The sequence below is a fragment of the Pseudonocardia yunnanensis genome, assembly GCF_039534065.1.
In the GTDB taxonomy this organism is placed as follows: domain Bacteria; phylum Actinomycetota; class Actinomycetes; order Mycobacteriales; family Pseudonocardiaceae; genus Pseudonocardia; species Pseudonocardia yunnanensis.
Genome location: NZ_BAAAUS010000006.1, coordinates 522510 through 536657 on the forward strand (window position 1 = coordinate 522510; position 14148 = coordinate 536657).

Below are 14148 nucleotides of genomic sequence, written 5' to 3' on the forward strand. Positions count from 1 at the left end.
TGTGGGTGAGCAGAACTGGGCCCCGTCTCGCGGCGGTGGTGGGGCTGGCCGCCGTGGTGCTGACCGGCTGCGCTCAACCGGGCCAGCTGGGCCACCCGGACCCAGAGCCCGTTGCGACCGTGCTCTCGGCCCCGTCCGCTCCGGCTGCGCCCCCGCCGCCCACGGGCCCGGTCCTGATCGGCAGCGGGCGCGTCGAGGAGCGGGTGAACATCCGGACCACCGCACCGGCCGAGTACGCCGTCGAGACCATCGTCCTGCGTCCCGGCGAGTCCACGGGATGGCACCGTCATGACGGCCCGGAGCTGACGGCCGTGCGCTCGGGGGAGATCACGGTGCTGCGTGAGGACGACTGCCAGCCGGCCCGCTACTCACCCGGCGAGGCCGTCTTCTTCCCCGACGGCCAGCCGCATCTCATCCGCAACGACGGGCGCGTACCCGCGGAGCTGATGGTCACCAGCCTGCTCGCCCCGGGCGCGCCCTCGCAAACCCCCGTCGCACCCGCCTGCTGAGGGACAACACCGGGGCCCCAAGTTGTGGGAAAGTGGACGTTGCACGGGCCCGACTCACGACGGCGGGGAACATGGGGAGCAGGACGGTGGCGGGTGTCGACGGGCGAATGTGGTCCGTACGCCGCAACATCGAGTGGTCGCTTCCGGCCACAGGTGACGACTTCGAGCACGACGTCGACGGCGGCCGGGGTGCTGCGGTCCTCATCTTGTCGGCATTGTTCTTCTTCTGGGTGGTCGTCATCGTGTGGGCTCCCGCACAGGTGCACATCCCCTGGTTCCTGTGGGCGGTCGGCCTCGTCGTGGTGGGTTTCTTCCCGGTGCGGTGGTATCTCCGCAGGCCGTGGACGGTCGTCGCCGAGACGGCCGGCAACTACGACCTCCCTGCCGAGAAGTGGACGGGGCTCGTGCGGGGCGGGTCGAAGGCCAAGGAGGAGCTGCGGATCGTGGTGCGCAGGCTGCGCATGCAGGGCACGCCCGCGCACGCCGACAGCCCTCTGCAGCCGGTGAACTAGGCGTCCGGGAGCCAGCGGATGCCCGAGCTGCCCGAGGTCGAGGCACTGGCTCACCATCTGCGCGAGCACGCGCTCTACCGGCCCGTCGCCCGCGTGGACGTGGCGAGCATGAGCGCGGTCAAGACCTTCGACCCACCGGTGTCCGCGCTGGTCGGACGCGTGGTCACGGGTGCGGCCCGGTACGGGAAGTTCCTCGCCGTCGAGTTCCAGGACCGGCCGGACGACCCTCTGCACCTCGTGGTGCACCTGTCCCGGGCCGGCTGGATGCGCTGGCACGACTCCGCGTCCACCACCCCGCCCAAGCCGGGCCGCGGGCCGCTCGAGCTGCGCGTGCACCTCGACGCCGTGGGCGGCCCGGGCTTCGACCTCACCGAGGCCGGCACCCAGAAGCGGCTCTCGGTGTACCTCGTGCACGACCCCCAGGAGGTCCCCGGTATCGTGCGGCTCGGCCCGGACGCGCTCGCGCTCACGCGCGACGAGTTCGCGGCGGTGCTCACCGGGCGCAGCGAGCGGCTCAAGACGCTGCTCGTGGAACAGCAGGCGATCGCCGGCATCGGCAACGCCTACAGCGACGAGATCCTGCACACCGCGAAGCTCTCGCCCTACGCCGCCTCGGGCCGGCTGAAGGCCGAGCAGATCGACGAGCTGTACGCGGCGATGCGCTCCGTGCTCACCGACGCCGTCGACCGTTCGGTGGGCCAGGGTGCGGCACAGCTCAAGGGAGAGAAGCGCTCTGGCCTGCGCGTGCACGCCCGCACCGGCCTGCCGTGCCCCGTCTGCGGCGACACCGTGCGGGAAGTGTCGTTCGCCAACAAGTCGTTCCAGTACTGTCCCGGCTGCCAGACCGGCGGCAAGCCCCTCGCCGACCGGCGGCTGTCGCGGCTGGTGAGGTAGGAAAATTTGGACGTGACCGAGCTGCTCGGCAGCTCCACGGCGCTGCTCATCGCCGGTGGCGTCATCGTGGTGATGATCGTGCTGGTCGTCGTGCTGATCCTGCGCAACCGCCGCAACACGTTCGCCACCCCGCTGGAGCGGGCCACCTTCGCCACCCTGCACACCGTCGCGCTGGCCGCGCCGGCTCTGCGAGAGGGCCTGTCGCACAACTCGGCGGCGTTCGCGCTGCCCTACCTGCGCCAGCTGCTCGACACCTGCGCGCTGACGATGACCGACAACCGCGGTCAGACCCTCGCCTGGGACGGCGATGCCGACCAGCACGAACCCGACGTCCGCTCGCTCGCCGACCAGGTGATCTCCACCGGGCGTCAGCAGGTGCTGTCGCACACGGCGATCATCTGTGACCACCCCGACTGTGTGGTCCGCGGCATCGTCGTCGTCCCGCTGGAGACCGACGGCGCGATCGTCGGCACCCTGGCCGCGCTCACCACGTCCACGGCGGGGCCGGTGCTCCTGCGCGCCACCGCCGAGGTCGCGCGCTACGTCTCGAGCCAGTTGGAGCTCGCCGAGCTCGACGAGTCGCGGGCCCGGCTCAACCGCGCCGAGGTCCGCGCGTTGCGGGCGCAGATCTCCCCGCACTTCGTCTACAACGCGCTCACCACGATCGCGTCGTTCATCCGCACCGACCCCGTGCGCGCTCGCGAGCTGCTCATCGAGTTCGCCGACTTCACCCGGTACTCGTTCCGTACGGCGGGGGAGTACACGACCCTGTCGGACGAGCTCACCAACATCGAGCGCTACATCCGGCTGGAGAAGGCCCGCTTCGGCAACCGGCTCAACATCAAGCTGCAGATCGCCCCCGAGGTGCTCACCGTCGTGCTGCCGTTCCTCGCGCTCCAGCCGCTCGTCGAGAACGCCGTGCGGCACGGGCTGGCGAGCAAGCCCAACGGCGGCACCATCACGATCACGGCGGAGAACGCCGGAGCCGAGTGCGTGATCATCGTCGAGGACGACGGCATCGGCATGGACCCCGCGCGGCTCACCGACGACCTCGACGACGCCCACCAGTCCGGCGCGCACGTGGGGCTCGGCAACGTCGACGACCGGATGCGCTCCACCTTCGGCGACGACTTCGGGCTGGTCGTGGACACCGCGCCGGGCGCCGGGATGAAGATCACGCTGCGCGTGCCGAAGTTCCGCGCCGGTATCCGCGTCTGACGCAGCGCCGCACCGCGAGTTGTGGATCTTGTTCGCCCGGGGTTGCGGCCACCGCGTAACGTGACGGTATGGACGCGCTGCGCCTTCCCGACCGGTTCGCCTCCCGCCTCCCCGGGCGGCTCGGTGAGCGCACTGACCAGCCCGTGGTCTCGATGGTCCGGCTCCACGGCGTCATCACGGCCACCGTCGGCCCCGTGCCCCGATCGGTGATCAACGCGAACGCCATCGAGAAGACTCTCGAGCGGGCGTTCGCGCCGGAGCGGCTGGCTGCGGTCGCGCTGCTGGTCAACTCGCCGGGCGGCGCACCCACCCAGTCGGCGCTGGTGGCCGACCGGATCCGCGGGCTCGCGGAGGAGAAGGGCGTGCCGGTCTTCGCCTTCTGCGAGGACGTCGCCGCGTCCGGTGGGTACTGGCTGGCGTGCGCTGCCGACGAGATCTACGCCCATGCCACGTCGATCGTCGGGTCGATCGGGGTGATCAGCCAGGGCTTCGGGCTGGATGGCCTGATCGAGCGGTTCGGCGTGCAGCGCAGGCTCTACACCGCGGGCACCTCGAAGGCCCGGCTCGATCCGTTCCTCCCGGAGAAGCAGGAGGACGTCGACTGGTTGCACGATCTTCAGGGTGAGTTGCACGAGATGTTCAAGAAGTGGGTAACCGAGCGGCGTGGCGACCGCCTCAAGGTCGAGGCGGAACCGTTCACGGGCGAGGTGTGGACAGGTGCGCGAGCGGTCGAGATCGGTCTCGTCGACGGCCTCGGTACGGCGCGTGGGGTTCTCGGCAAGCGCTTCCCCGACGCCGAGTTGGTGGCGGTGGAAGGGCGCAGACCCCTGCTCGCACGGCTGGGCATCGGACCCGCGCCGGCGGCCGCGTCGATGCTCGGTGCTGATCAGCTGCTGGGCATCACACAGGCGGCCGAGATTCGGGCCACATGGGCACGGTACGGTTTGTAGCACGGTGTGACCGGTCGATCCCGATTGGTGCTGGCCCCTGGCACTCACACGGAATCGCCGTCACCATGGTCGGCGGAGCCGGGGCGTGGTCGTCCCGGCCCCGGCGCGAGTCCCGGACACGCAGGATGAGGAGATCGTGGACAGCAACGACAGCTCCGGCGGCCTGGTCGTTCTCGCGGTGGACGACGAGGAGCCGGCTCTCGAAGAACTCGCCTACCTGCTGAGCGAAGACTCACGCGTCGGGATCGTGCTCAAGGCCTCCGACGCCACCGACGCATTGCGGATCCTCAACAGCAGACAAGGCGTGCGTGAGGCAGCCGCGGCCGGTCAGATGAACCGCGGGCTCTCCAACCCGATGACCGGCACGCGTGTGGCGGAGCGCACCGACGTCGAGGTCGTCTTCCTCGACATCCGCATGCCGGGCCTCGACGGTCTGGAGTTGGCGCGCGTGTTCTCGTCGATGGCGGTGCCGCCGTCGGTTGTGTTCGTCACCGCCCACGACGACCGCGCCGTCGACGCCTACGAGGTGGGCGCGGTGGACTACCTGCTCAAGCCGCTGCGCGCCGAGCGGCTCGCCGCGTCGATCGACCGCATCCTCGCCAACCGCGCCGCCGGGGTCCCCGAGCCGGTGCGCGAGGAGGGCGGCGAGGACGAGGTGATCCCCGTCGAGCTCGCCGGCACCACGAAGCTCGTGCCGCGCTCGGCCGTGCGCTACGTCGAGGCGCAGGGCGACTACGCCCGTCTGCACACCCACGAGGGCAGCCACCTCGTCCGGATCCCGCTGTCGGTGCTCGAGGACCGTTGGCGCGACGCCGGCTTCGTGCGCATCCACCGCTCGTTCCTGGTGTCGCTCCCGCTCGTCACCGAGCTGCGGCTGTCCGGGTCGGGATATGTCGTCCGCGTCGGCAACGGGCCCGACTGCGCGGAGCTACCGGTCAGCCGCCGCCACACCCGTGAGCTGAAGGACCGGCTCGTCCGCGCGACGAAGCAGGCGTGGAGCCAGCGGTGACCACATTCACCGACGGCGTCCAGCCGTCGGTGAACCCGGGGAACGGGACCGGTTCCCCCGCACCGGAGGCTGCGCAGATCGAGGAGGACGCGTCCGTCGAGGACGACGCTCCCGACCACGGCGTGAACGAGCCCGCGGAGCACGGCGAAGAAGACGACGCGGACGACGCGGACGACGGGACGGACACCGGGCCCGGCTGGCTGCGTGATGAGATCCAGCGCCGGATCGCAGAGGGCAACTCCACCAGCGGCGGGCGGCACGCGCGCCGGGAGAGCGTGGACTCCACCATCTCCTGGGGGTACGTGCCGCGACATTCCGTGGCCACGCCCGGTCCTGGGGCGCCACGCCCGGGCCCCCCGATCGGTGCGGTGGGGCCGCGGCCCAGCGGCCTGCTCCGGCAGGAGCGCACCGGTGCCGAGCCGTTCGCGCCGCTGGCCTGGTCACGACCACAGCAGGCGGAGCCGGCCGATCCGGAACCCGAACCGCTCGCGGCGGATGCCGACGCAGCCGTTCCAGCGGCGCTGCCTGAACTTCCGGCCAGGGTGGAGCTGCGCGCCGACACACCGTCTGCGCCGTCCGTCGTTGCAACGACAACTGCCACCACCCCTATCGTGGCACCCGCCGTGATCGAGTCTCCCGCGGCCCCCACGGAGCCAGCACCCCCCACGGAGCCCACGTCCCCCACGGAGTCCACGTCCCCGGTGCTCGAACCCGATCCCTCGCTGTCGGGCGACCCGCTGTTCACCGCGCGCACCCCGGCGCCCGGATCCCGCACCCGTTCTGCCACATCTCCGTCCGACGCCCGCGATGCGGACCTGGAGGCGGCCACGGGCGTCCTGGACGACGTCGAGAGCAGGCGGGTCCGGGTCGTGCTCGCGGAGCGCAAGGGTGTGGCCCGGCCGGTGCGCACGGTCGTGGACATCCAGGAGGGCACGGGCGTCGGTGAGCTGTTGCGCAGCAACCTCATCGGCTCCCAGCTGGCCGTTGCGCTCCGCTTTGCCGTGGTGGCCGGCATCACGCTCGGGGTGCTCCCACTGTTGTTCGCCATGTTCCCCGAGATCGGTCGGATCGAGGTGTTCGGGGTTCGCCTGCCGTGGTTGCTCCTCGGTGTGCTCGTCTACCCGTTCCTGTTCGGGATCGGCCTGTGGCACACGCGCACGGCCGAGCGGGTGGAACAGAACTTCGCCGACCACGTGCAGGACTGAGCACGAACGTTGGACACGCCTGCGCTAGTCGCGCTCGTCGCGATCGCGCTCGTCGGCATCGCGTCCGCCGTGATCGGCTCGATCGGTGTCCGGATCGCGCGCAGCACGTCGGACTTCCTCGTCGCGTCGCGCACCGTCGGTTCGGTCGCCAACGCCAGCGCGATCTCGGGGGAGTACCTGTGCGCGGCGTCCTTCCTCGGCATCGCGGGCCTGATCCTGCGGGAGGGGGCAGACGCGCTCTGGTACCCGATCGCGTTCGCGGCGGGATACCTCGCGCTGGTGCTGTTCGTCGCCGCGCCGCTGCGCAGGTCCGGGGCGTACACCGTGCCGGACTTCGCCGAGGCTCGGCTCTTCTCACCGGTGCTGCGCCGCATCTGCACCGTGTTCGTGCTGGTGATCGGCTGGTTGTATCTGCTCCCGCAGTTGCAGGGAGCGGGCCTGGCGCTCACCACGCTCACGTCGCTGCCCGCGTGGGCCGGGGTGGCCGGAGCCGGGGTGATCGTGCTGGTCACGGTGCTCGGCGGCGGCATGCGGTCGATCACCTTCGTGCAGGCGTTCCAGTACTGGCTCAAGGTCACCGCCGTGGCCGTTCCCGCGTTCGTCGTGCTGGGGCTGTTCCTGTCCGACGCCCGCTCGTTCGACCGGCCCGCCCCGCCGAACTTCGCGGACGCCACCACGGTCCAGGTGCGCACGGGCGTGGTGCTGGAGGTCTCGACGCGGGTCCGTCTCGAGGCCGACGGTGAGGTGGACGGCCAGGCGGTACAGGGCCGCATCACCTGGGAACCGGGTCGACACGAGGTCGCCGCGGACAGCACGCTGACCTTCACGGCAGGCTCGCCGGTGCCGACCGCGGTCGGCACCCCGGCCACCGACCGCGCCTGGCTGGAGCCGATGTCGGGTGACGCCTCCGATCAGCTTCTGGAGATCTACTCGATCCTTCTCGCCGGGTTCCTCGGCACGATGGGCCTGCCGCACGTGCTCGCGCGCTTCTACACCAACGCGGACGGCCGGGCCGCCCGGCGCACCACCGTCGTCGTGCTCGCGATGATCGGATCGTTCTACGTGCTGGTGACGTTCGTCGGGGTGGTGTCCCGGCTGTACACGCCGCAGCTGTTGGTGAACGGGCAGACCGACGCCGCGGTGCTTCTGGTGCCGACGGCGGCGCTCGGCAACGGGTGGACGGGGTGGCTGCTGGGCGGCCTGGTGGCGGCGGGGGCGGCCGCGGCGTTCCTCTCCACTTCGTCCGGGCTCGTGGTGAGCCTGGCCGGCGTGCTCTTCACCGACCTGCTCCGCGGGCGGTTCAGCGACTTCCGGTTGGCCGCGCTGCTGGCTGCCGTGGTGCCGTTACCGTTCGCCCTGTTCGTGACCCGCCTGGACTTCGCGCTGACGGTGCCGCTGGTGTTCGCGGTGGCCGCGTCGACGTTCTGCCCTTTGCTCGTGCTCGGGATCTGGTGGCGTGGGCTCACGGCCCGCGGCGCCGTCGCCGGTGTGCTGGTCGGCGGCGGGCTCTCCGGCGTCGCCGTCGGCTTCACGATGATCGGGGCGGCGCCGGGCGGGTGGCTGGAAGTGTTGCTGTATCGGCCCGCCGCGGCCACGGTGCCCGCCGCGTTCCTCACGATGGTGCTGGTGAGCAAGCTGACCCGCGCGGAGATCCCGACGGGTGTGGACGCCGCGTTGCTACGCCTGCACGCTCCGGAACGGCTCGGGCTCACCCGCGACCGGCTCCAACGGGGGCCTTGACGCGGGCCGGAAATGGCAGCGCGGCTGACACCTCTGCCGGGGCGCTGGTGTGGTCAAATTGAGGCCATGGGTCAGGCGGCAGGGTCACCGGGCACGCCACCCCAGCTACCCGCACCACCCGAGCTCTTCGCGGCGCCCGGCTACGTGATCCGCCGGCTCCACCAGGCTTACGTCGCCGCGTGGGTCCGGCGCGTCGACCCGGTGCTGACCGGGCCGCAGAGCGCCGTGCTCGTCGCGATCCACACCTATCCCGGCGTCGATCAGGGCTCGCTGGCCCGCGCCGTCTCGCTCGACCGCTCCACGATGGCGAGCATCGCCCGCCGCCTGGAGGACAGGGGACTCATCACCCGCGAGACGCCGCCGGAGGACGGCCGCAAGCGGCTCCTTCGCCTCACCACGGCGGGCGAGGCGGCGCGCCAGGAGGCCAGCCGTAAGGCCCGCGAGCTCCATGTCCTGCTCATGGAGGGCTACGACCCCCCGGAGATCGACGCCATGCTGAGGCGCCTCTTGAGGTTGACCGAGCACTGGGAGAGCCTGATCGACGACTGAGCCCTGATGCCGCATGTGACCGTCGTCGCGTTCGGACAGCGATCATCAGTGTTCGGATTACTTTAGGTCCGGTGAAGTCAGTGACGTTCGCCCTACCGGCGAGCGAGCTCGATGCAGCCTGGCGCACGCCGACCTCACCGCCGAGCAATGCCTGCTCACTGCCCTGCTCGATGAGTCCGTGGTGATCGAGGGCTCGGGCGATCGGCGTTCGGTGCCGGCGACCGAGTCCTTTTCGAGGGGTGACCACCACGGCGTCGGACCACGACGAAGGTGGTCGTGGAGGTGGTGTTCCCCCGGCCTGCTCCGCGCGCGGCGCTCACGGAGTTCGCGGAGCGCCGGGGGGACATCGCGACCGTGGCCGCTGCGGTGGATCTCGAGGCATCCCGAGAGGTGCAGGCCGGGTCCGATATGTGACCGTCGGGACGTACGGGATTCGCAGCCGGGCGATCTTTCGACGCGCCACGCGACGCCGTGCACGGCGCGCCGCGGCCGATGTGGTAGTGCAGTCGACCCGTTGACATAGTGGTGCACGTGACAACCACCGGCCTGATCGCGCTCTTCGCAATGGGCCTCGTGGCAGTGGCGTCGGCCGTGATCGGTTCGCTCGGCGTCCGGGTCGTCCGCAGCACCTCCGACTTCCTCGTGGCTTCCCGCACGGTCGGTGCCGCCGCGAACGCCGGCGCGATCTCGGGTGAGTACCTGTCCGCAGCGTCGTTCCTGGGTATCGCGGGGCTGATCCTGCGCGACGGCGTGGACGCGCTGTGGTACCCGGTCGGCTTCACCGCGGGATACCTCGCACTGGTGCTGTTCGTGTCGGCGCCGCTACGCAGGTCGGGCGCCTACACGGTGCCGGACTTCGCGGAGGCCAGGCTGCGCTCCCCGGCTCTGCGCAAGGTCTGCACGATCTTCGTGGTCGTCATCGGCTGGCTCTACCTGCTGCCTCAGCTACAGGGCGCCGGGCTGACCGTCACCACGGTCACCGGGCTGCCCTCCTGGATCGGTGTCGTCGCCGCGGCGGTGGTCGTCGTCGCCACGGTGGTGCTGGGCGGGATGCGGTCGATCACGTTCGTTCAGGCGTTCCAGTACTGGCTCAAGCTCACCGCGCTGGCGTTGCCGGCCATCATCGCCCTGATCTTCTTCCTCAGCGACGATCACACCTTCGACCGCCCCGCTCCGCCCCAGTTCCCCGACCGCACCACGGTCGACATCCGTACCGATGTCGTGCTGACCGTCGCCTCGCCGGTCACCTTCACCGCCGATGGCGAGGTCGACGGGGTGGTCGTGCGGGACGTCCCCGTCCGATGGGAAGTCGGCACCCACACCGTGGAAGCGGGCACGCAACTCGAGTTCCCGGCCGGGTCGCCGGTACCGGTGACGTCGGGCGCCCCCGCGTCCGACGCGAGCTGGCTCACCCCGTTCCCGGAGGGCCGCGACGACGGGTTGCTGGGCACCTACTCGCTGATCATCGCGCTGTTCCTGGGCACGATGGGCCTGCCGCACGTGCTCGTGCGCTTCTACACCAACCCCGACGGCCGCGCGGCGCGGCGCAGCGCGGTGGTCGTGCTGGCCCTGCTCGGTGGGTTCTACGGGGTCGTGACGTTGCTCGGGGCGCTGTCCCGGCTGTACACCCCGCAGCTACTGGTGAGCGGTGACACCGACGCCGCGGTCCTGCTCCTGCCCACGGCGGTGCTGGGCAGCGGCTGGGCGGGTGCCCTGCTCGGCGGTCTGGTGGCGGCGGGAGCGTGGGCCGCCTTCCTGTCCACGTCGTCCGGGCTCGTGGTCAGCGTGGCCGGCGTGCTCTCCACCGACATCCTGGGCAGCAGCAGGGTGCGCGACTTCCGGATGTCCGCCGTGGTGGCGGGGGCGGTACCGCTGGCACTCTCCGTCGCCGTCACGCGCCTCGACTTCTCCGAGGCCGTCGCGCTGGTGTTCGCGGTGGCAGCGTCGACGTTCTGCCCGCTGCTCGTGCTGGGCGTCTGGTGGCGCGGGCTGACCGACATCGGCGCGATCTCGGGTGTGCTCGTGGGCGGGTTGTCGTCGGCCGGCGCGGTGGCCGTGAGCCTGTCCGGCTATGGCGGTGCGGGCGCGCTCGGCGTGCTCCTCTACCGGCCTGCGCTGGTCACCGTGCCGGCCGCGTTCCTCACGATGGTCGTGGTGAGCAAGCTGACCGAGAAGCACCGGCCCGCCGATGTCGACCAGTTGCTGCTCCGGCTGCATGCCCCGGAGCGGCTCGGGCTCACCCGCGACCGCCTCGAGGAGCGCGTGAAGCGCGCAAGTGGTTGACGACACACATACCAAAGCTCTAACGGCGATGTCTCCCCAAGGTCACGTTGGTGACTCTCGGTCGCTGGCCGACCGTTCGTAGACCGCTCGTCTTGGTGAAATGACCGCTGATCGAGGCCTCGTCGCGCGGGTTGAGCGACGCTCGCGTTCACCCCACCGGAGTATTCCGACGGACGAGTGTGACTGATCTATCGTTCGCTGCGTTGTGGAACCGGGTGGCGCGACGGTACGCGGTGCGCAACCGGAAACGAGCGGGGAGGACGCCGTGAGCACGACAGGCGAGCGATCTACAGGCACCATATACGAACAGGTGCAGGCAAGTCCCGAGTTCGCCGACCTACGTTCAAGACTACGGCGATTCGTGTTCCCGATGAGCGTGTTGTTCTTGGCGTGGTACCTGCTCTATGTGGTGCTGGCCTCGTACGCGCCGGGATTCATGGCGATCAAGGTGTTCGGCAACATCAACGTCGGGCTGATCATCGGCCTGCTGCAGTTCGTCAGCACCTTCGCTATCACCACCATCTATGTTCGGTACGCCAACAAGCACCTCGACCCGGCGGCCGAGAAGCTCCGTCACCAGATCGAGGGTGCTGAATGAACGTCCTCGCCCAGGCGCCTACGCCGCCCGCCGCGACCGCCGTCGGTGACGTCGGGCTGAACATCGGGATCTTCCTGGCGTTCGTGGCCGTGACGCTCGTGTTCGTCTACCGGGCGAGCCGCACCAACCGGACCGCGTCCGACTACTACGCCGCGGGCCGTGCTTTCACCGGTCCTCAGAACGGTGTGGCGATCGCGGGCGACTACCTGTCCGCCGCATCGTTCCTCGGGATCGCCGGTGCCATCGCGCTCAACGGCTACGACGGCTTCCTCTACTCCATCGGCTTCCTGGTGGCGTGGCTCGTCGCGCTGCTGCTCGTGGCCGAGCTGCTCCGTAACACCGGCAAGTTCACGATGGGTGACGTCCTCGCGTTCCGGATGCGGCAGCGTCCCGTGCGTGCGGCGGCGGCCACGTCCACGCTCGTCGTCTCGTTCTTCTACCTGCTCGCGCAGATGGCGGGCGCCGGTGGCCTGATCGCGCTGCTGCTGCAGATTCCCCCGAGCAACACGTTCGGCCAGGGCGCCGTGATCGCGGTCGTCGGCATCCTGATGGTCATCTACGTGCTGGTCGGCGGCATGAAGGGCACCACGTACGTCCAGATCATCAAGGCGGTGCTGCTGATCATCGGCGCCGCGGTGATGACGGTGTGGGTGCTCGGGATCGCGGGCTTCAACCTGTCGGCGCTGCTCGGTGACGCCGCCGCAGCCAGCCCCAAGGGCGAGGCCGTGCTGGCCCCGGGCCTGCAGTACACCAACCCGATCGACTTCGTGTCGCTCGGCCTGGCGCTGGTGCTCGGCACCGCGGGCCTGCCGCACATCCTGATGCGCTTCTACACGGTGCCCACGGCCAAGGAGGCCCGCCGCTCCGTGGTGTGGGCGATCTGGCTGATCGGGCTGTTCTACCTGTTCACGCTGGTGCTGGGGTACGGCGCCGCGGCGCTGCTGCCCCCGGGCACCATCACCAGCGCCAACCAGAACAACGCAGCGCCGCTCCTGGCCTACCAGCTCGGCGGCGAGGCTCTGCTCGGCATCATCTCGGCGATCGCGTTCGCGACGATTCTTGCGGTGGTGGCCGGCCTGACGATCACCGCGTCGGCGTCGTTCGCACACGACGTGTACGCCAACGTGATCAAGCGCGGGCAGGCCAGTCCGGACTCCGAGGTGCGGGTCGCCCGCATCACCGCACTGGTGATCGGCGTCGTGGCCATCGCAGGCGGCATCATCGCCAACGGGCAGAACATCGCCTTCCTGGTGGCGCTGGCATTCGCGGTGGCGGCGTCGGCGAACCTGCCGACGATCCTGTACTCGCTGTTCTGGAAGAAGTTCAACACCACCGGTGCGCTGTTCAGCATCTACGGCGGTCTGGCGATCTGCATCATTCTGATCGTGTTCTCACCCGCCGTGTCCGGCAAGCCGGTCAACGCGGCCACCGGCCGGAGCGCGTCGATGCTCCAGGGCGTGGACTTCCACTGGTTCCCGCTGGACAACCCGGGTCTGGTCTCGATCCCGGCGTCGTTCCTCCTGGGCATCATCGGCACCTACGTGGGTGGCCGGCGGCCCGTGGAAGAAGGCAAGTTCGCGGAGATGGAGGTCCGGTCGCTCACCGGCGCCGGCTCCGAGAAGGCGATCTCGCACTAGCCCGCCGGGCGTCCCTCCCAGCAGTACCGGACGGGGCGGGCCTTCGGGCCCGCCCCGTCCGCGCGTCAGCAGATCGTGACGATCCTCAGCGAGCGCACCGCGGCCCTCCACCCGCTGTGCGGGACGGCCGCGCTCCACCAGCGATAGCCCAGTTCGTCGACGAACGCCTCCGCCCGAGGTTCACCGGGAAGCGCCTCGAACACCGCGGACGCCAGGTGATCGGCGTCGGTGGGGTGGGTGCCCGTGGCCGGATCGACATCCAGGCGGAACCGTGCCCCGAGTTTGTGGGTGTCCACCCGGTACCGGAGATAGAGCGCGAGGTCCGTGCCGACCCAGGTCTCCTCGATGATCAGCGGGGATGCCCCGGTGCCACGACGGTGGACGCGACGCGCCACGGACACCGCCCATTGCCCGGTTACACCGGCGTATTCCACGAGATCCGACCGTAGTGGGTGTGCGCACCCGATCGGGCCATCCTCGTCCCGTTCGCCTGACCGGATCGTCACGCGGCGCGTGGCAGGATGAGGGTCATGACTGGTCCAGCCGTCCCGGCGGTCTCGGTGGCGGATCTCCCCGTCGACGCCGCGCTGCTCGACGTCCGGGAGAACGACGAATGGGCTGCCGGGCACGCGCCCGGCGCGCGGCACCTGCCGATGTCCGAGCTCACGGCCCGCATCAACGAGTTGCCCGACGACGATCCGCTCTACGTCGTGTGCCGCTCGGGCGGCCGCTCCGCCCGCGTGGTCGCCTACCTGGCGGGGCAGGGCTACCCCGTGGTCAACGTCGACGGCGGCATGCAGTCCTGGGCGGCGCAGGGTCGCACGATCGTCTCCGACAACGGCAACCCCGAGATCATCTAGTCCCGTGGCTCCGTCCGCGCCCCCACAGGCACTCGGGCCGCCGTGCCCGCGGTGCGGCCGCCGGGCGCCGGCGGGGGACGGTCCGTTCTGTCCGTACTGCGGTCGTTATCTCGCCGCTCTGCGGTGGGTGGCCGAGCCACCGGCTTCTGCGACGCCTCCTCCGCCCGCGCGCATCCCCACGCGG

General features: G+C 70.5%; 15 protein-coding genes. 14 read left to right on the forward strand and 1 reads right to left on the reverse strand.

All coding sequences use genetic code 11. The annotated features are described in order from the left end of the window. The first annotated feature begins 5 nt into the window (after nt 1–5). From ABD743_RS08685 to ABD743_RS08745, 13 genes are all read left to right on the forward strand, one after another. Nucleotides 6–509 (forward strand): cupin domain-containing protein, encoded by a 504-nt coding sequence (locus ABD743_RS08685; RefSeq protein WP_344720519.1) that lies wholly within the window; start codon nt 6–8, stop codon nt 507–509. 71 nt (nt 510–580) lie between these two features. Next, entirely contained in the window at nt 581–1021 is a 441-nt protein-coding gene (locus ABD743_RS08690) for a hypothetical protein (protein ID WP_344720521.1), read from the forward strand. A gap of 18 nt (nt 1022–1039) precedes the next feature. After that, on the forward strand, nt 1040–1915 hold the full coding sequence (locus tag ABD743_RS08695) for an Fpg/Nei family DNA glycosylase (protein ID WP_344720523.1): 876 nt from the start codon (nt 1040–1042) through the stop codon (nt 1913–1915). A gap of 12 nt (nt 1916–1927) precedes the next feature. Then, nucleotides 1928–3133 carry a sensor histidine kinase gene (locus tag ABD743_RS08700; RefSeq protein ID WP_241041539.1) on the forward strand — a complete coding sequence of 402 codons (1206 nt, stop codon included), beginning with the start codon at nt 1928–1930 and terminating at the stop codon, nt 3131–3133. Nucleotides 3134–3210: 77 nt separating this feature from the next. Next, complete coding sequence (locus tag ABD743_RS08705; protein ID WP_344720763.1) at nt 3211–4083, forward strand: S49 family peptidase; 873 nt, start codon at nt 3211–3213, stop codon at nt 4081–4083. 136 nt (nt 4084–4219) lie between these two features. Beyond that, nucleotides 4220–5092, forward strand: coding sequence for a LytR/AlgR family response regulator transcription factor (locus ABD743_RS08710; RefSeq protein WP_344720525.1), 873 nt, complete (start codon nt 4220–4222; stop codon nt 5090–5092). Further along, nucleotides 5089–6297, forward strand: a complete 1209-nt coding sequence (locus tag ABD743_RS08715; protein ID WP_344720527.1) for a DUF485 domain-containing protein — start codon at nt 5089–5091, stop codon at nt 6295–6297. The genes ABD743_RS08710 and ABD743_RS08715 overlap by 4 nt, the downstream gene beginning before the upstream one ends. A 9-nt stretch (nt 6298–6306) precedes the next feature. Beyond that, complete coding sequence (locus tag ABD743_RS08720; protein ID WP_344720528.1) at nt 6307–8037, forward strand: sodium/solute symporter; 1731 nt, start codon at nt 6307–6309, stop codon at nt 8035–8037. A gap of 66 nt (nt 8038–8103) precedes the next feature. Then, complete coding sequence (locus ABD743_RS08725) at nt 8104–8586, forward strand: MarR family winged helix-turn-helix transcriptional regulator (RefSeq protein WP_344720530.1); 483 nt, start codon at nt 8104–8106, stop codon at nt 8584–8586. A 276-nt stretch (nt 8587–8862) separates the two neighbouring features. Next, nucleotides 8863–9000, forward strand: a complete 138-nt coding sequence (locus ABD743_RS08730; protein WP_344720531.1) for a hypothetical protein — start codon at nt 8863–8865, stop codon at nt 8998–9000. 117 nt (nt 9001–9117) lie between these two features. After that, nucleotides 9118–10869, forward strand: a complete 1752-nt coding sequence (locus ABD743_RS08735; protein WP_344720533.1) for a sodium/solute symporter — start codon at nt 9118–9120, stop codon at nt 10867–10869. Between the two features lie 265 nt (nt 10870–11134). After that, the gene (locus ABD743_RS08740; RefSeq protein WP_344720535.1) at nt 11135–11467 is read left to right on the forward strand and encodes a DUF485 domain-containing protein; all 333 of its coding nucleotides are present in this window, start codon (nt 11135–11137) and stop codon (nt 11465–11467) included. Next, on the forward strand, nt 11464–13104 hold the full coding sequence (locus ABD743_RS08745; RefSeq protein ID WP_344720536.1) for a solute symporter family protein: 1641 nt from the start codon (nt 11464–11466) through the stop codon (nt 13102–13104). Before ABD743_RS08740 ends, ABD743_RS08745 begins: the two co-directional genes overlap by 4 nt. A 65-nt stretch (nt 13105–13169) precedes the next feature. Here ABD743_RS08745 and ABD743_RS08750 read toward each other — a convergent pair whose 3' ends face one another. Next, nucleotides 13170–13538 carry a hypothetical protein gene (locus ABD743_RS08750; RefSeq protein ID WP_344720538.1) on the reverse strand — a complete coding sequence of 123 codons (369 nt, stop codon included), beginning with the start codon at nt 13536–13538 and terminating at the stop codon, nt 13170–13172. A 96-nt stretch (nt 13539–13634) separates the two neighbouring features. Here ABD743_RS08750 and ABD743_RS08755 point away from each other — a divergent pair, with 96 nt between their 5' ends. Further along, entirely contained in the window at nt 13635–13964 is a 330-nt protein-coding gene (locus tag ABD743_RS08755; protein WP_344720540.1) for a rhodanese-like domain-containing protein, read from the forward strand. Nucleotides 13965–14148 lie beyond the last annotated feature (184 nt).